The 17,447-nt window shown below is 63.7% G+C and carries 19 protein-coding genes and 1 tRNA gene; 4 read left to right on the forward strand and 16 right to left on the reverse strand.

What is annotated here, in order from left to right:
* Positions 1–4: 4 nt before the first annotated feature.
* The gene (locus tag AB7783_RS12635; RefSeq protein ID WP_120292600.1) at positions 5–643 is read right to left on the reverse strand and encodes a hypothetical protein; all 639 of its coding nucleotides are present in this window, start codon (positions 641–643) and stop codon (positions 5–7) included.
* Entirely contained in the window at positions 640–1,401 is a 762-nt protein-coding gene (locus AB7783_RS12640; protein ID WP_231080120.1) for a MotA/TolQ/ExbB proton channel family protein, read from the reverse strand. Before AB7783_RS12640 ends, AB7783_RS12635 begins: the two co-directional genes overlap by 4 nt.
* Before the next feature lie 194 nt (positions 1,402–1,595).
* Here AB7783_RS12640 and AB7783_RS12645 point away from each other — a divergent pair, with 194 nt between their 5' ends.
* Positions 1,596–2,975 carry a histidine kinase gene (locus AB7783_RS12645; protein ID WP_441277824.1) on the forward strand — a complete coding sequence of 460 codons (1,380 nt, stop codon included), beginning with the start codon at positions 1,596–1,598 and terminating at the stop codon, positions 2,973–2,975.
* Positions 2,972–3,622, forward strand: coding sequence for a response regulator (locus tag AB7783_RS12650; protein WP_068736182.1), 651 nt, complete (start codon positions 2,972–2,974; stop codon positions 3,620–3,622). Before AB7783_RS12645 ends, AB7783_RS12650 begins: the two co-directional genes overlap by 4 nt.
* A gap of 78 nt (positions 3,623–3,700) precedes the next feature.
* On the opposite strand, the gene AB7783_RS12655 is transcribed toward AB7783_RS12650, so the two are convergent.
* From AB7783_RS12655 to AB7783_RS12670, 4 genes are all read right to left on the reverse strand, one after another.
* Positions 3,701–3,919: a DUF3126 family protein gene (locus AB7783_RS12655; RefSeq protein WP_068736180.1), complete on the reverse strand. Its 219-nt coding sequence runs from the start codon at positions 3,917–3,919 to the stop codon at positions 3,701–3,703.
* Positions 3,920–4,093: 174 nt separating this feature from the next.
* A complete protein-coding gene (gene cysE / locus AB7783_RS12660) occupies positions 4,094–4,921 on the reverse strand; it encodes a serine O-acetyltransferase (protein WP_068736178.1) in 828 nt (275 codons plus the stop codon).
* 226 nt (positions 4,922–5,147) lie between these two features.
* Entirely contained in the window at positions 5,148–5,900 is a 753-nt protein-coding gene (locus AB7783_RS12665) for an alpha/beta fold hydrolase (RefSeq protein ID WP_175365776.1), read from the reverse strand.
* Positions 5,901–5,969: 69 nt separating this feature from the next.
* Positions 5,970–7,178 carry a hypothetical protein gene (locus tag AB7783_RS12670; protein WP_441277825.1) on the reverse strand — a complete coding sequence of 403 codons (1,209 nt, stop codon included), beginning with the start codon at positions 7,176–7,178 and terminating at the stop codon, positions 5,970–5,972.
* Between the two features lie 229 nt (positions 7,179–7,407).
* On the opposite strand from AB7783_RS12670, the gene AB7783_RS12675 reads away from it, so the two are divergent.
* Positions 7,408–7,653 (forward strand): zinc-finger domain-containing protein, encoded by a 246-nt coding sequence (locus AB7783_RS12675; RefSeq protein WP_089265655.1) that lies wholly within the window; start codon positions 7,408–7,410, stop codon positions 7,651–7,653.
* Positions 7,654–7,662: 9 nt separating this feature from the next.
* Positions 7,663–8,829, forward strand: coding sequence for an FAD-dependent monooxygenase (locus AB7783_RS12680; RefSeq protein WP_441277826.1), 1,167 nt, complete (start codon positions 7,663–7,665; stop codon positions 8,827–8,829).
* Between the two features lie 11 nt (positions 8,830–8,840).
* Here AB7783_RS12680 and AB7783_RS12685 read toward each other — a convergent pair whose 3' ends face one another.
* The 10 genes from AB7783_RS12685 to AB7783_RS12730 all read right to left on the reverse strand — a co-directional run bounded on the left by AB7783_RS12685 (position 8,841) and on the right by AB7783_RS12730 (position 17,402).
* On the reverse strand, positions 8,841–9,257 hold the full coding sequence (locus tag AB7783_RS12685) for a twin-arginine translocation pathway signal (RefSeq protein ID WP_441277827.1): 417 nt from the start codon (positions 9,255–9,257) through the stop codon (positions 8,841–8,843).
* 82 nt (positions 9,258–9,339) lie between these two features.
* Positions 9,340–9,426: transfer RNA gene (locus AB7783_RS12690), tRNA-Leu, on the reverse strand.
* 77 nt (positions 9,427–9,503) lie between these two features.
* Positions 9,504–10,268 carry a DeoR/GlpR family DNA-binding transcription regulator gene (locus AB7783_RS12695; protein ID WP_441277828.1) on the reverse strand — a complete coding sequence of 255 codons (765 nt, stop codon included), beginning with the start codon at positions 10,266–10,268 and terminating at the stop codon, positions 9,504–9,506.
* A gap of 148 nt (positions 10,269–10,416) precedes the next feature.
* A complete protein-coding gene (gene pdxA, locus AB7783_RS12700; protein ID WP_089264929.1) occupies positions 10,417–11,418 on the reverse strand; it encodes a 4-hydroxythreonine-4-phosphate dehydrogenase PdxA in 1,002 nt (333 codons plus the stop codon).
* Positions 11,415–12,665: a four-carbon acid sugar kinase family protein gene (locus AB7783_RS12705; protein WP_309948692.1), complete on the reverse strand. Its 1,251-nt coding sequence runs from the start codon at positions 12,663–12,665 to the stop codon at positions 11,415–11,417. Before AB7783_RS12705 ends, pdxA begins: the two co-directional genes overlap by 4 nt.
* 1 nt (position 12,666) lies before the next feature.
* Entirely contained in the window at positions 12,667–13,695 is a 1,029-nt protein-coding gene (locus AB7783_RS12710) for a 2-keto-3-deoxygluconate permease (RefSeq protein WP_309948694.1), read from the reverse strand.
* Positions 13,696–13,973: 278 nt separating this feature from the next.
* Positions 13,974–14,930, reverse strand: a complete 957-nt coding sequence (locus AB7783_RS12715; RefSeq protein WP_441277829.1) for a PDR/VanB family oxidoreductase — start codon at positions 14,928–14,930, stop codon at positions 13,974–13,976.
* On the reverse strand, positions 14,927–15,442 hold the full coding sequence (locus AB7783_RS12720; protein ID WP_441277830.1) for an MOSC domain-containing protein: 516 nt from the start codon (positions 15,440–15,442) through the stop codon (positions 14,927–14,929). Before AB7783_RS12720 ends, AB7783_RS12715 begins: the two co-directional genes overlap by 4 nt.
* A 155-nt stretch (positions 15,443–15,597) precedes the next feature.
* Positions 15,598–16,854, reverse strand: coding sequence for an MFS transporter (locus AB7783_RS12725; protein WP_441279689.1), 1,257 nt, complete (start codon positions 16,852–16,854; stop codon positions 15,598–15,600).
* A gap of 200 nt (positions 16,855–17,054) precedes the next feature.
* Positions 17,055–17,402, reverse strand: a complete 348-nt coding sequence (locus AB7783_RS12730; RefSeq protein WP_184518201.1) for a RidA family protein — start codon at positions 17,400–17,402, stop codon at positions 17,055–17,057.
* Positions 17,403–17,447 lie beyond the last annotated feature (45 nt).

Here is a 17,447-nt window from a genome sequence, read left to right on the forward strand (position 1 = left end):
CGCTTCATCCGGCCTTGCGCTCCCTGTACCGCTTGTTCAGCATCTGCACGAGCGATGTCTGGTCGTGATTGACCTCGGTAACGTTGCCGGTCTTGTCCATGATGAAGCGCACCGCGGTGGTCTCGGCGCCGCCATGATCGACATTGACGGTGTCGTAGTGCACCACCTGTACTTTCGGATTCAGCTTCTCGACCTTGACCGTCACTGGCACTGGCTGTCCGGTCAGCGCGGCGAAATGGTAGATGTTGACGATGTACTCGCCGGCCACGATGCCGCGCAGGCTGACGATCTCCTGGCGGATCGGCGAGAGCACCTTCTGGCCGTTGACCATGATGAAATCGTTGAGGCCGCCGCGGTCATCGCGGTCGAGCACCATGAAGCCGGTCTCGCGCCGCCGGTACCATACAATGTTGCCGAGCGGATCCTGCACGAACATGTCGATGTCGTCCGGGTGTTTGTCGGGCCAGCTCACCGTGATCATGAATTCCAGCTTGGGATCGACCTTGCCTTCGTCGTCTTTGGTCTTGATCGCCAGCAGCGCGATGAAGAACAGGAAGGCGATCACCTGCAGCGCCTTGAACAGCATGACGCCGAGCGGATCGAACGGTGCTTCCTTGCCAGAGAATTCAAACTCGTCGATCACTTCGCATGCTCCGCTTCACGTTCGAGCAGCGACACGGCGTGGACGTCGATGACGCCGACGGCAAAGGCGAACAGTTTGGCGGTCGCATCCTCCAGCATGTAATACTGGATGCGGATCAGGATCGAACCGATCAGCCCCGCCAGCGTGGTATACATCGCCACCGCCATGCCCTCGCTCATCAGGTTCATGGAGGCCTTGATGGCGCCCTGATTGCCGGTGTCGAGGCCAGCGATCGGCGCCAGCATCATGATGAAGCCAACTATCGTGCCGATCAGGCCGAGTTTCATCAGCGTGTCACCGGCAAAGCCGCCGAAGCCGTTCGAGCCGCGCAAATTTCCGGCGAGACGACGCAGCAGCAGCGTCTGGTCGAGCTGCCGACCGCTTTGCAGTGCGGACTTCACGGCGAGGTCGCGGATATGCGACGCCATCAAGCCTTTTGGTAACGCACCGACGCCGTCGATCGCGACACCGTCGCCGGCCACGACGATGCGTTGGCCGCCCTCCGCGAATAGCTCCGCTGCCCCCCGCGCCGCGTCGGCTTCGCGCGACACTGCTATCAGGCGCCACAGGCAATGCAGCGACGCACCGAAATAGAGCAGTACGATCACCGACGAGATATAGGTGCGATCGACGGCAAGCATCTGCCGCACCAGGCCATAGTGCCAGAGCAGAACCGCGGCGAACAGGCAGAGCCCGGTAAAGATCAACCAGTGCAGCAGCGGCGCGCGATCCGCCGGATCGAGATGATGCCGGCTCACCACATGTCCCTCCTGCTGGTTGTTTCACCGATCACGATCGGCGGTTGGCTTCAATCTGCCGCCTGTATGACTGAGCCTCCAAGGGCATCGCACCCGCGACATACCGGGCAAATTGCCCAAACGATGCAGAACCGCTTGCCAGACCGCGGTGCGTGCCGCTTTAATATCAGTGTCTCACCGCGGGGAATGCGATCATGCGCCTGCTGATACATCTCGTTCTTCGTCTCGTCGCCGTGGTGCTGCTCTGTCTGGCCTGTACGATCGGATGGATTCTGGTCGATGCGCACCGCACCATCGAGGCCGACACCGCCGCCTCCGCCGACCGCGTCGCGACAACCCTGCAGAACCTGTACTGGCGCGAATTGCTGTGGCGCGATGGCACTTACCGCGATGCATTGCTGCCGCTGCCGGACTGGAAATCCATTGCCACCATGAAGGTGATCGCGCCAGGCGTGTGCATTGACTTCCGGCTCGGCAGCGCGCCGCCGTTCGACCTGTGCAGCCAGACCGAAGACATCGGCAGCCCGGCGCCGTCATGGTTCGTCCGTCTCTACGGCGCGCTGTTCGGGCCACATGCCACGGAGACGCGGCCGCTTACCGTGCGGCAGCGCGATGCCGGCACCGTGCAAGCCCGTGTCGACCCCGCCACCGCCGTGCGTCAGGCATGGCGGCAGGTGACCGTGATGGTCAGCATCGCCGCGGCGATGGCGCTGGGCATCAGTCTGCTCGCGATCCTCCTGATCGGCCATGCGCTGATGCCGGCCCGGAGCATCGTACGCGGCCTTCGCCGCCTCGAACATGGTGACCACCGCCATCGCCTGCCCGCTTTCGGCGCCACCGAATTCAGCCATATCGCCCGCGCCGTCAACGATCTCGCCGGGCGTCTCGCGGCCACCACCGCAGAACGCGTCGCGCTGACCAAGCGACTGTTTCAGGTACAGGAAGAAGAACGCCGCGCACTGGCGCGCGATCTGCACGACGAGTTCGGCCAGTGCCTCACCGCCACCGCGGCGCTCGCCGCGGCCATCGAGACCGGCGCCACGCCGTCCCGTCCCGATCTGGCCGACGATGCCCGCGCCGTCGCCCGCATCACCGGCCAGATGATGACGACGCTGCGCAGCGCGCTGGCGCGGCTGCGCTCACAGGACCTCGAGGAACTGGGATTGCAGGCCAGCCTTGTGCAACTGGTGGCGCAGTGGAATGCCAGCACGACGCGGCGCGCGGTGTTTCATCTCGACGTAACCGGCGATCTCACTGCCGTCCCCGCAGAAGCCGCCGTCAACATCTACCGCATCGCGCAGGAGTGCCTCACCAACGCCGCACGTCACGGCCGGCCGCAGCACGTTCATCTCCGCGTCAGCCATGGGGAAGAGGTCCGCGACGCCGTCGCCCTCAGCGTCGAGGATGACGGCGGCGGCGACGTCACGAAGGCTCACACCACCTCCGGCCACGGCATTCTCGGCATCCGCGAACGCATCGCAGCGCTTGGCGGCAGCCTGTCGATCGCCCCCGCGGCACGCGGTATCCGCGTGGCCGCGGTGATTCCGCTGCTGCCACGACAAGCGGCGGCATGACCGCCGTCAGCATCCTGCTCGTCGACGACCATCCGGTGGTGCGCGAAGGCTATCGCCGGCTACTGGAGCGGCAGGTCGGTTTTCGCGTGAGCGCCGAGGCCGAGGATGCCGCTGCGGCCTATCGCGCCTATCAGGCAGAGCGCCCGGACGTGGTGGTCATGGATCTGTCGCTGCCCGGCCCCGGCGGGCTGGAAGCGATCCGGCATATCCGGCAATGGGATCGCACCGCGCGCCTGCTGGTATTCACCATGCATGCGAGCGCTGCATTCGCTCTGAAAGCGTTCGAGGCTGGCGCCTGCGGCTACATCACAAAGAGCAGCGCGCCGCACGAACTGGTGCGCGCCATCGCCACCGTCGCCCGCGGCGGACGCGCATTGAGCGAAGACATCGCGCGCGAAATCGCCAGCGAGCGGCTCGGCAACGAACGGTCGCTGGTGGAAGATCTCGGGCCGCGCGAAACGGAAATCCTGCGGCTGGTGGCGTCAGGCTGGACCACGGAGCAGATCGCGACGTCGCTCAATCTGAGCACCAAGACCGTGCAGAATTATCACTACCAGATCAAATCGAAGATCGGCGCGCGCACCGACGCACACCTAGTCTGGCTTGCCACCGCCGCCGGCCTGGTCGCGCCGGACAACGCGGCCTAGCGTGTGGTGCACAAAGCGCGACGACCCACGCAGTGCTTGCGCTGATCTCGCCGCCGGCAAGCGGGGCAAGGTGCCTCCTCAGCCGTTATCGACGAGGTCTTCTTCCAGGATCGCCATCTGGAACTGGAACGAGCGATCATCGTCTTCGTCATCGACGAACAGCACGCCGATAAATTCTTCGCCGATATAGACTTCGGCGGAGTCGTCCTTCTTCGGGCGCGGCACCACGCGGAGCTTCTGGTTGCCGAACACGCGCTTGAGATAGGCGTCGAGCTTTCTGACTTCCTGAACGTCCACAGGTGTCTCCAATGCAGTTGATGTCTGTTGAGCTGATGGAGAGAAGCTTTAATGCGAGATGGCGTCCACGGCTAGGCCGTTTCTCGAAAAATCACGCCATCCCACAAGTGAACGAAAACGCGTGCAATATCAGCGCTTGCAAATCGCAAGCCCAGAAGTCTCAGCCCCTGAAAATCAGAGCCCGATCGCGTTCAGCATCTGGTTCATGGTGCGCGACGGCTCCGAACAGCCGGCTTCGCCAACGATCTTCGCCGGCACGCCCGCCACAGTGACGTTGTGCGGCACAGGCTTGACGACAACGGAACCCGCGGCAATGCGCGCGCAATGGCCGACCTCGATATTGCCGAGAATCTTGGCGCCGGCGCCGATCAGCACGCCGTGGCGAATCTTCGGATGGCGGTCCTCGTTTTCCTTGCCGGTGCCGCCCAGCGTCACGCCGTGCAGGATCGAGACATCGTCCTCGATGACCGCGGTTTCGCCGACAACGAAGCCCGTCGCGTGATCGAGAAAGATTCCGCGGCCGATCTTGGCGGCGGGATTGATGTCGGTCTGGAAAGCGGCCGACGAGCGGCTCTGCAGATACCACGCAAAGTCCTTGCGGCCCTTTTTGTGGAGCCAATGCGCAAGACGATGCGCCTGGATGGCGTGGAAGCCCTTGAAGTACAGCAGCGGATCGATGAAGCGCGTGGTGGCGGGATCGCGGTCGAACACGGCGACAAGGTCGGCGCGGAACGCATTGCCAAGATCCGGCTCGTCGCGCAGCGCTTCGTCGAAGGTCTGGCGGATCAGGTCGCCGGACAGCGCTGCGTGATCGAGACGTTCCGCAACGCGGTGCACCACCGAATCTTCCAGACGGTTGTGATGCAGCACGGTCGAATAGATGAAGGATGCGAGTTCAGGCTCGCGATGGACGATGTCTTCCGCCTCGGAACGGATGCGATCCCAGATTGGATCCAGCGTTGCGAGTTTTGAGTTCTGCGGATTGATGCTCTGCACGGCCATGGCGGACTCGCAATTTCCTGAATACGGCGTCGATTATAGCACAAGGCGCATCGCTGTCGCGACACGGCTCCTGCCATCGTGAACGGTGGCTTACCCGGCAATCACCTGCCAACACGTTGAAAGCGCAGGCATTTCCGGTGGAAGCCCCGTCCGCCCACAAACCGGGCGTGCATCAGAAGTGGGCGCTCGTGTGATCAAAACAAGGTGCGCCCCTCGCCAATTGTCATCACGGGCGGCGGGACAGGAAATCCAGCACGCCTTCCTTGTAAACGCGATCGCCGACCGCCCGCATGTGATCGCGGTTCGGAATATCCAGCACTTCAGAGCCGGCGATGACCTTCTGCAACTCCTGCGCGGAGCCGCTGATCTCGTCCGTCGTTCCCACCGCGATCAGCAGCGGCACCTTGATGGCGGCGGCTTCCTCATTCGTCATCAGCCGGCGCGAACCGCGCAGACAGGCTGCGAGCGCGCGGCGATCCGAACGGGTCTGATCGGCGAAAGCGCGGAACGTGCGGCCCACGGGATCGGTGACGTCGTCGAGCGAGTCCGCCTCGAGCGCGAGGGCGACATTCTCGCCGGGACCACCGCCCTTGATGAGGCCGATGCCGAGACCGCCGAAGATCGCGCTGCGGATCAATTCGGGATGGCTGTAGGCGATATAGGCAGTGATGCGCGCGCCCATCGAATAACCCATCATGTCGGTGCGCCCGATGCCAAGATGCGCGAGCAGCGCGCGCACGTCAGCGGCCATCGCACCAATGCTGTATTGTTCGGAATCGTAGAGCTTGCTGGAATCGCCATGGCCGCGATTGTCGAGCGCGATGACGCGGCGATTGTGCTTCTTCAATTCCGACACCCAGGTCGGATAGACCCAGTTGACGTTCTTGCTCGATGCAAAGCCGTGCACGAGAACGATCGGATCGCCCTCGCCTTCATCGAGATAAGCAATTTCGACAGCGCCGTTGTGAAAGCTCGGCATCCAGAATTCCGTTACGATTGAGAGATGGGTGATTGAGAGAATGAATGGTGGTGGTGGGAAGCGCGCAGTTTACCCGTGGACGAGCACCGGCGCCAGTGAGTGAGCCGGCGCGGGATGGCGGAGAGCCATGTCCCTGAGTAATGCGTCCTTGCGTGAGATCTCCTGCAGCAGCGCATCCTGACGCACCGCCAGTTCCCGGCGCGCGCGCTTCGCCTTGGAGCGCTGCAGCCACGACCACGTGATGCGCTCGGTGGTTGCCTTGATCGACACGACAAATCCAAGCAGCGCGAACAATGCCCAGAACACCCACATCGAAAGATTGAACGCGCCAGCCGCCAGCAGCAGCGCGCCCCGGCCGAACATCTTCATGATCGCGCGGGTCTGGCCGCCCTTGACCGTGGCCAGACGCGCTGCGCGCGTAACATCCTTGGGGCTCTGGGCGATACGCAACGTATCGAGCGCGCCGCGCGTGCCGGCCTTCTCGCCGACGCGGCCAACATCCCCGGCAAGACGCACGATCCCGCCGGCCTTCTCGGTGCGGAACGCAGCCTTCACCGCGGTGATGGTCTGGCCCGGCCGCAGCACGGAGGCATCGGCCACGGCGGCGCGCAGCATCGGCCCGTCCACCACGCCGCGCGCCGAGCGCGCCGCCCAGGTGGTGAGCCCCTCGCCGATCCGCCCGACCTTGCGCGCATCCTTCACCAGCGTGAGGCCCGCGCGCACCGGCGCGACGCCGCCAACGCTGACATAGGTCGCTGCGGTCACGGCAAGACCGGCCACGGCAAGGCCGAGGATCAGGTGATCGGTATCCTCACCCAACGCCATGTGCTTGCCTTCGCGCACCACGTCGCGGATATCGCCGAACACGAAGAGATCGCCGGCGACGGTGCCCGACAGGCTGCCGACATCATCGGCAGTGCCGGTGACAAAGCCAGCGGCAAAGCGGCTGGCGAAATGGGAGGCGGAATTCTCGTCCGCAACCGCCTCGGTCACGCGCCTGGCGAGGTCGTCCGGCAGTTGAACATTTCTGGCAGCTGCAACATCAGCAAAGCTTTTGGCGAGGTCGGCATCCCTGGCCGCGAGCGCCTCCTCGATATTACGGGCGAGCACTGCGGGATCCTTCCGTAATGCAGAGCTGAGTTGCGCATCGGCCAGAGCAACGGGGTCATCCTGGGCGGTCAGCACGGCGCCGGCATCGCGCGCATGCGGCAGCAACAGCAGTCCAGCGGTCGCGCAGACCGCTACCCCCGTCAAAGCTGTATCGAGCCGGAACCACATGGCGGAAAACCCTATCCTTGCACCTCTTTAGAAATGGTGCGTCACATCGTGGACACAACTGCCCCGACGAAAGAAGGGCTATTCGGAGACACCCGAATTGTGTCGAATTTGTACGGATGAATGACCCCTGCGTGGTCTAGGAATCATGGTTCCGGACCAGTATGGTGCGCCGCACTGAATGGCGCGCCGGCTCATACGCCCGCGGCTGTTGCGAGCAAAGGTAGAGAAGATGTCCGACCACGTGGTTCCGCACTTTCACAATGACGCCGGCGTTCCGATCATCGAGATCGGCTCGCAGGAATTCATGTGCGTGGGTGCCAATCCGCCGTTCGATCATCCGCATGTCTTCCTCGATCTCGGCAATGACAACGAGATCATCTGCCCGTATTGCTCGACCCTGTATCGCTTTGCCGCCGATCTCGGCGCCGGCCAGTCACGTCCGCCGGAATGCGTGGTGAAAGACAAGGTTGCCTGATTTCCGGCCGTGACGGCGCCGCGCACCATCGTCATCGCTGGTGCGGGCATCGGCGGACTGACGGCCGCACTCGCGCTAGCCGCCCGGGGCTTTCGCGTCATCATCTGTGAGAAGACCGGACGGCTTGAAGAGGCCGGCGCAGGACTGCAGCTCTCGCCCAATGCGACCCGCATACTGATCGGCCTCGGCCTGCAACCGCGCCTTGCGCCCCATGTCACGACGCCCGCCAGTGTGAGCATCATGACCGCGCGCAGCGGCGGCGAGGTGATCCGCCTGCCGCTCGGCAGCGCAAGCGATGACGCGCCCTACTGGCTGGTGCACCGGGCCGATCTGCAATCGGCCTTGCTCGGCGCGGTCACCGCGCATCCCGACATCGAACTGCGCCTCGGCTGTCCCGTGGACAACCTCCGCGCCGCGCCCGCCGGTATCATCGTCAACGACGAGTCGGCGCTGGCCTTGATCGGCGCCGACGGCGCATGGTCGACCGTGAGGCGACAGGTGTTTCCCGAAACGCGACCGCAATTCTCCGGCCTGATCGCCTGGCGCGGGACACTGGAAACGAGCCGGCTGAAAAGCGACCTGGTCCCCCATGGCGTCCAGCTCTGGATGGGGCCGAAGGCCCATCTCGTTGTCTATCCGGTGTCATCGGGCGAGCGGATCAACACGGTCGCGATCATGCCCGGCGCGGTGATGCAGCCCGGCAGCAGCGATACCGGCGACGCCAGCGAGATCAGGCGACATTTTGCAGCGTCGCGCTGGCCGGCCAATGCACGCGCGATGATCGAGAGCGTCGAGAACTGGCGGCGCTGGCCGCTGTTCACACTGCCGGACGGCGGCATGTGGCACGAGGGATCCGTGGCGTTACTGGGTGATGCCGCCCATGCGATGCTGCCTTTCGCCGCGCAGGGCGCAGGCATGGCCATCGAGGATGCGGCGGTGCTGGCGGAGTGCCTTGCCGCCGCTGGCCACGATGCCGCAGCGATCGCGCCCGCATTGGCGCGCTACGCCGCGCTACGCCAGCCACGCGTCGGCCTGATACAGCGCGCCGCCCGACAATCCGGCCAGATTTATCATCTGCGTGGCCCCATGGCGCTGGCGCGCGACCTCGCCATGCGCGCGCTCGGTGCAGAGCGTCTACAGGCGCGGCAGGATTGGATCTATGACTGGAAACTCTGATCCTGACAGGCTCAGGAGCGGGCGCCAGCCCGCTTGCGCGGCGTAATGGGTTCTGATGCCGCCGGCGCTTTCGGCGCACTCGCCACACACTTGCTCTTCTGCCAGTTCTCTTCTGCCAGCTTGGCCTGCGCACGCGTCGAGATGTAATCGTTGCGATAGGCGAGTTCGCTGACCACCGCTCCACCCGTGCCGGTCTGCGCCTTATCGATCAGCCCCTGCAATTCGGCCGTCCGCGTCGCAAGTGTCTTGCGCTCGGCCTCAAGCTGCGGACAATCATAGAGATCATATTTCGCAGGATCGACAAAGGCGCCCGACACCATGCCATCGCCCATGCTCGCACAACCGCCAAGATAGCCGGCTAGGACAAACAGCGACGCTATCGCAGCAGCACGCGTGGGCAGGCGGGAACGGGAAGGACAAACGATCATCGGGACTTTCTAGCCGGGCAGTATTGAGGTTGCGTAAAGCAGCCGCCGGTGGCCGGATTGAGGCCGAAGTTCCCCTGAAGGCTGGTGCGGACGGCGGGAATCGAACCCGCACGACGTTGCCATCGAGGGATTTTAAGTCCCTTGCGTCTACCAGTTCCGCCACGTCCGCGCTGGCACCTACTTAGCCGGTTTTCGCCGCAAGTCGATCCCATATCCGCCTGGCGCCAGAACACGCATAAAGCCCCGCTACGCCCCCGCCACGACGATATGCGCCCCTGCATGCTCCATCAGCTTGCGCTGCTCCGCCGAGGCGCCAGCGCCCGTCACCAGCGTCCAGCGCGGCGGCAGCGGCGCCCAGGCGTCCTGTTCGGCGCGGCCAAGCTTGCCGGCGTCGGCGAGCACGATGACCTCCTTGGCCTGCTGCATCATCAGCGATTTCAAGGCGACCTGATCGAGGTCGGCCTCGCACAGGCCACGGCCGCTGACCACGCCGTCGGCGCTCATGATGGCGCGGTCGGCCGTGAGCCGGCGCAGTCCTTCAGTGGCCAATGGACCCATAGTGCTCATGCTGGTCGAGCGCAGCGCGCCGCCAAGCACTACGAGTTCGATGCTTGGTGCCTTGGCGAGAAACGGCAGCAGCGCGATATTGTTGGTGATGATGCGCAGGCGGCGCTGCAGCAGCAGCTTGCCGAAAGCGGCGACCGTCGAGCCGGCATCGAGGATCAGCGTGTCGCCGTCCTCGATCAGGTCTATCGCGGCCCGCGCGATGGCCTGCTTCTCCTTGCCCTGGACCGCGAAACGCTGGTCGAGCGTGGTCTCTGCGACATGGCCGGTGAGAATCGCGCCGCCGTAAGTACGGCGCACCGCGTTGTTCTTCGAGAGATGCTGCAGGTCGCGCCGCACGGTGGACCCGGACACACCGAAGCGCCGCGCGAGATCGTCGACATCGATCTCGCCGGCATTCAGCGCGTCCAGCAGGCGTGAGCGACGTTCCTTGTTGCGCATCGACATCGAACCTCAGCCAATCAAGCTGGTATTTACCAGCGTTTCGTCATGGCCGGGCAGCGCGAAGCGAGCTTCGCTTGACGTCCCGGCCGTCCACGTCTTCGAAGTAACAAGACGTGGATGCCCGGCACAAGGCCGGGCATGACGGAGATTGTCAGGCCGCCTTGGATCCCGGTGCGAGATCCACCGCCTGCCGCAAGGCCTCGAGAAGGCTGCGCTCATCGGCAATGCCCTTGCCGGCGATGTCGAAGGCGGTGCCGTGATCGACCGAGGTGCGGATGACGGGAAGTCCGACCGTGATGTTCACGCCGGATTCCAGACCCAGCACCTTGATCGGGCCATGGCCCTGATCGTGATACATCGCCACCACCATGTCGTAGTCGCCGCGGCCGGCGAGGAAGAACAGCGTGTCGGCGGGCAGCGGACCGCGGACGTCCCAGCCCTTCTTCTGACAGGCTTCGACCGCGGGCGTGATCTTCTCGGCTTCTTCGCCATAGCCGAACAGGCCGTTCTCGCCGGCATGCGGATTGATGGCGCAAACGCCGATCTTTGGATTCTTGATGCCGGCCTTGACCAGCACTTCATGGCCGCGGGTGATGACGCGCTCGACCAGGCCCGGCTCGATCTTCTTGATGGCATCGATCAGGCCGATATGCGTCGTCACGTGAATGACGCGCAGCTTCGGCGACACCAGCATCATCGACACTTCAGGCGTGCCGGTCAGATGTGCGAGCAGTTCGGTATGCCCGGGATATTTGTGACCGGCTGCATGCAGCGCTTCCTTGGAGAGCGGTGCGGTGCAGATACCCTGGGCGATGCCGGCCTGAACGATCTCGACGGCCTTCTCGATGAAGCGGTAAGCCGCCTCGCCTGCGATCGGGGAGTTCTGCCCGAACGGCAAATCGTCGGGAACGATCTTCAAGTCAACGCATTGGACGTTCTTCGACGCAAAATTCGCAGCCTTTGCATCGCTGAGCGAGTCAACGCCGATCCTGGCGCCGACGATCTCGCCGGCCTTGCGCAGGCGATTGGCATCGCCAATCACCAGCGGATTGCACATCGCGAGCATTTCCGGATGCGCGAAGGCCTTCATAATCACTTCGGGGCCGATGCCTGCGGGATCGCCCATGGTGATCGCAATGGTCGGACGGGTCATGTGAAGCTTCCTTGGGTTCGGACAGTGTGAAGACGTTCGCGAATTTTGATCAGGCTGTTCTCGTCGCCAAAGGCGCCGGCCTTGGTGGCGATCGGAACTGATAGTGCGCCAAGCGTAAGACCCAGCGAGACGCCGGGCTCGATCTCGTCGGCCAGACGGATTCCGTTGACACCGAAGCGCGACAGCAGTGCTGCGGCAGTCTCGCCGCCAGTTGCTGCAAAGGCGCCGATGCTGGACGCCACCGGCATCAGCGCATCGGCGAGATTCTGCGCGAGCTGCGGGCCAAGCGACATTTTCGGATTGTCGTCCATCACGATCTCGACCAGGACATCGCCGCCTGCGATCAAGCCTTCGGTCACCCGAGCGGCCAACGCCGCCTGCCCTGCCTTGTCGCCAAGCAGGACTTCAGGTGTGACAGGCAGATGAGTGACGGTGCCACTGGTGACAAGCTTGCGCGCTGCGGAGCGCGACGCGCCGGCGAGCGAGCCGACCACGATCAGCGTGCCATATGTGCTAGTGGGAATTTCCAGCTTCTCGGTGGCACTGGTGTCATCGAGCGCAGCCAGCGCATGTGCAAGCCCGGCGCTGCCGATGAACACTGTCGCCGGTGAAATCTTCAGACTGGCTTCCGCGATCAGATGCAGATCGTACTCGGCCTCCGCATCGCAGATCGCAACGACGCTGTCCTCGGACGCGATGCGCGCCAGGTGAGCCTTGAGATCGCCGCCGCGGATCGTCGCGAGCAGCACCTTCTCGCTGCGAACGCCTGCCGATGCCAATACGTCAGCGATGTCGGCATTGTCGTAGGTGTGATCGCGCTTCCAGACCTCGGCTTCCTCAAGCGGACGGCCGCCAACGACGACGCGGCCATTGATCGTGGTGCGGTTGGTCGCCGGAAAGGCCGGCGCGAAGATGCCGAAGGCCGAACCGGACTGTGCCTTGAGATGCGCGAGCGCAGCCGCCGTCTCGGAGGCCGGCTGTCCGCGCAGCGTCGAGTCGATCTTCTTGAACAGGAGCCGATCCGGTTCCATCAACTGTTGCAACACGTCGGCGTGGCGACGCGCGGCGGCCTCGGCCGTCAGGCCGCGGCTCGCTGCATCATAGGAGATAACCGGATGCTGGCGATCCCCGGCGCTTGCGACGTCGCCCCAGGTCACGGCAGCCGCAAGGCCCCGGCGACCGAAGGCGATGGCGCAGTCCGCTGCACCGGTGAGATCATCAGCGAGGATCAGCCAGCGTCCCGCCATCTTAGTGCCCAGCCACTGGTGCGGCTGATGCGACGCTTGGCGCCGCAGGCGTCGTCGCCTCCGCTTCCGGCTCGACATCACGGCCGACGATGCCGGCAACCCACGAGGTCAGGATCGGCGTCAGGATCGCCGTCACGACCACGCAGGCCGCGATGAGGATGGTCGCCGGGCCGGCAGCAGCCGCATAGGCCGGATTGGCCGCAGCGACGATCGCAGGCACAGCCGCCGCATTGCCGGCGGTCGACGCCGCAGCAACACCCGCAACGCCGTTGCCGCCGGTGAGACGGTCAACGAAGAACAGCGGGATGCCGGTCACGATCACGACGGCAACGCCCATGCCGACGCCGAGCAGACCTGCCTGCCAGACCTGCGTCAGGTTCAGGCCGGTGCCGAGCGCGAAGGCGAAGAACGGGATCATCACAGGCACGGCCTTGCTGAGGAAGTCGCGCAGTTCGCGGTCGAGATTACCAAGGATCATGCCGGCCACCAGCGGCAGGATTGCGCCGACGAGCGCGGGCCACTGGAACGACGACAGACCGGCAACGCCGAGCGTCACCATGGTGAGGAACGGACCGCTTTCCAGCGTCATGATGCTGTAGGCACCCACGTCGCGCGGACGGCCATACTGGCCCATCAGCGCCATGTAGAGACCGCCATTGGTGTCGTTCATGGCGGCGACGATCGCCAGCGTCGAGACGCCTGCGAAGATGCCGGCGGTGACCGGCGCTTCACCAAGGAAGCGGCCGAAGATCAGGCCCAAGATAATTGCGGTACCGACCTTCACGATCATCAGGGCGCCGCCCTTCTTCACGATGTAAGGCGTCGCCTTGAAGTCGATGCTCGCACCCATGCACACGTAGAACACGGCGAGAATGCTGAGAGCGCCGCCGGAGAACAGCGCGCCGGTGAAGGAGCCGAAGAATTTCGGGGTGTTGGGGGCAAAGGTCGCGAACAGCGCGCCGATCAGCAGCGGCACGGTCATCATGCCACCCGGCACCTTCTCAATCGCCCGCTTAATTGGAATCTGCATGGTTATTTCCTTCCCGCGCCGTGCGCATCACTGATTATTCTGCGCAATTTCCCTCAGGAGCCCCTGCGCACACCGCCCGATATGCGCAAATTACGCAGACATCAAACACTTTTTTGCGCACTTTGCGCAATTTCTAAAAATTAGTTAAGCCATCAAGGTATGTTTGTAAGCCATCCAAAGCGGGCGTTTCGCTGACCGGAACGTCACGCCCCTCGATTGAACGCAAACAGGCGGCAACGGATGACCGTTGCCGCCTGTTTGACCTTCAAATCACAACGTCAGAGATCGAGAACCAGACGATCCCCAGCGGAACCCGCCACGCAGACCAGCAGGCTGCGTTCGCGTTCCGCCGGCGACAGCACACGGTCGCGATGCACCGGCTGCCCTTCCAGCCAGTCCACCTTGCAGGAGCCGCAGATGCCGCCGCAGCAGGATGCCGGCACGTCGATGCCGATATCTGTCAGCGCCGACAGCATGGTCCGTCCTGCGGCTACGGTGATTTCCCGCTTCGATTTTGCGAGCGCGAGCACATAGGGCTTGGCGTCAGGATCGACCGGCAGCGGCGGCGGCACGAAGCGCTCGATATGAACGCGATCGGCGGGCCAGTCGCGTGACGCCTGTTCGAAGTCGTCGATCATGCCGTCGGGACCGCAGCAGGCAAGCGCGACATCCGACAGTGGCCGGCCGACCAGTGCCGCGATATCTGGACGCCCGCCCGCAGACGTGTCGTGAATCACCACATGACCGGACTTGCGCAGCGGCGCGAGCAGATCGGCCAATGGCGGCTCGCCCCGCGCAATCATGTGGAGCGTGAATTTCGAACGGCCCATGCGCTTGAGCCAGGCCGCCGCCGACAGGAACGGCGTCACGCCGATGCCGCCACCGACAAAGGTGAAACGCGTCACATCCGCAGACAGATCGAGCCCGCCGCGCGGCAGAGTCACGCCGATGGTGTCGCCGACCTTGACCGCGTCATGCAGTACGATCGAACCGCCCCGCCCTTCGGCCTCGCGCTTCACTGCCACGACATAGCGCCTGTCGTCGGCCGGATCGTTGCAGAGCGAATAAGTCCGCACCAATCCACCGGGCAGATGCAGATCGATATGTGCGCCCGGCCGGAACGGCGGCAGCTCCCAGTGATCGGGATCGACCAGCGAGAACAGTTTGATACCTTTGCCGCCGTCCTCGATCTTGTCGACGACGGTCCTAACCCTGGTGATCGGCACCGCGCTCATTGCACGTTCTGCACGGCGTCGCCGACACGCACGGTGCCACCCTGCAGAATCCTGCAGTTGAGGCCGGAGCGATTGATCAGCGGATCGAAGATCGCCTTGCCGGTGATCTCCTCGATATGCCGGCACGGGATCGACAACCGCGTCGATTCCAGCAGCGTCTCGCCGAGCCAGAACTGACGGCCAACAAGATGCGTCAGCGGCACGCCGGATACGGTGACATTGCGGCGATGCTCCTCGGGACCGAGATCGATATTGTGATCGCGCTTCAGGGCTACCAGCGTCTCGTATTCGAACAACGTCACCTGACGCCCCTCTTCGGGCTTGTGCGAATAGAACCCCTCCTCGCGGCCGATCATGTAGCGATCGCCCTCGATGCCCTTGCCGGCAATCAGTGTGAGTTCTGGCATTTCACGCATCGGCAGGAACGCGCGCGGCGTGATGTGAAGATAGCGCACCACGCCGGTCCATGACGGGACCAGAGCAGTGGATGCGGAAGTAATGGTATCGAGCATTGCTTTCGTCCTTGTAGAGGCTTGGGCGACACATCACTCCGTCATGGCCGGGCAAAGCGCGAAGCGCGGCTTCGCTGGATGTCCCGGCCATCCACGTCTTCATGCGGTCAAAGACGTGGATGCCCGGCATGCGCCGGGCATGACGAAGACTGCGTTCAGGTCAGTTCCTTGTTCGCCATTTCCGGCGCAAAGGATGTCGCGATTGCGGTGATGCAGGCGCAGAAGATCAGGAACACGGAGACCGGCCAGGTCGCACCGACCCAGGTCATCAGCGACGCTGCGATGAGCGGGCTGAGACCGCCAGAGATAGCCGCTCCGACCTGGAAGCCGAGCGATGCACCGCTATAGCGCAGCTTCGCGGTGAACAGTTCCGAATACCAGGGCGCACCGATGCCGAACATCACCATCTGGCCGAAGGAGATTGCGACAACGATGGTGAGGATCACGATGGTCGGATCGCGGGTATCGAGCAGCCAGAACATCGGGAATGCGAAAGCCGCGCAAAAGAGGCAGCTCGCATAGAACATCGCCTTGCGCCCGACCTTGTCCGACAGCCAGCCAAAGAACGGGATCGAGAACAGCGCGACAAAGGATGCGATGAAGGCGCCGTTCAGCACCAGCCCGCGCGACAGGCCGAGCTTCGACGTCGCATAGGACATGATGAACACGCCGGCGATGCTGGCATAGGCGATCTCCGAGATCTTCAGACCGACAGCCGTGAAGAACGGACGACGGTGATACTTGAAGATGTCGACGATCGGCATCTTGGCGACTTCGTTCTTCGCCTTCAGCGCGCGGAACGCCGGGGTCTCTTCCATGCTCATGCGGATCCAGAGGCCGACGCCGACCAGCAGGATCGATATCAGGAACGGAATACGCCAGCCATAGCTCATGAAGTCTTCTTCAGGCAGTTGCGACACCAGCGCGAACATGCCGATGGCCGCAAGATTGCCGACGGGATTGCCGACCTGCACCATGCTGCCGAGGAAGCCGCGTTTATGCGTGGGGCAATTCTCGACCACCATCAGCACCGCGCCGCCCCACTCGCCGCCAAGGCCGATGCCCTGCAGGAAGCGCAGAGCGATGAGCAGGATCGGCGCTGCGATGCCGATCTGTGCGTAGGTCGGCAGCAGGCCGATGGCGAATGTGCCGAGGCCCATCACCATGATCGTGATGGCCAGCATCGCCTTGCGGCCGACACGGTCGCCATAGTGACCGAAGATCGCCGCGCCGAGCGGACGCGCGAGGAAGCCGACAGCATAGGTGCCGAAGGCTGCAATGGTCGCGAGCGCCGGATCGCCGGCCGCGAAGAACACCTTGTTGAACACCAGCGCGGTCGCTGCGCCGTAGATCAGGAAGTCATACCACTCGACGGCGGTGCCGATCACGCTCGACCAGACGATCTTGCGCATGGCCGCATCGTCGGGATTCTCCGCCGTGGCGGTGACTGTATTGAATTCTTCTGCGACGGTCATGTTCACTCCTTCAAAAGACATGTTCAGTTTCAGGCGCGTGGGCTCGTTCCGTGCCACGACATCTCGCGGCGCAGTCCGGGTCTTCTCGTGAACTTTCGCTGTTGCTTCAGTCGCCTCAGCGCAGGCGTCGGCGATGCTTAAGGAATGGCAGCGATGGCTGCGATCTCGACTCTGATCGAGGGATTGGCGAGCCGCGCTTCGACACAGGCGCGTGCAGGCGATGCGCCTGCCGGCACCCACTCATCCCAGACCGTATTGAAAGCCGCGAAATCCGCGATGTTGGGCAGCCACACCGTGGCGCTCAGGATCGATGACTTGTCGGTGCCGGCTTCGCCGAGCAGTGCATCGATCTTGGCGAGCACTTCGGCGGCCTGCGCTTCGACGCCGACAGACAGATCGTCCGGCACTTGTCCTGCGAGATAAACGAGACCACCATGAACAGTGGCCATACTGAGCCGCTTACCGGGCTTCAAACGCTTGATCATATATCTGCCTTCGTGCCGTTTTCTGAGGACATATTCCCGTCATCA

Origin of the sequence: Tardiphaga sp. 172_B4_N1_3 (assembly GCF_052076035.1) — a bacterium.
Taxonomy (GTDB): Bacteria; Pseudomonadota; Alphaproteobacteria; order Rhizobiales; family Xanthobacteraceae; genus Tardiphaga; species Tardiphaga robiniae.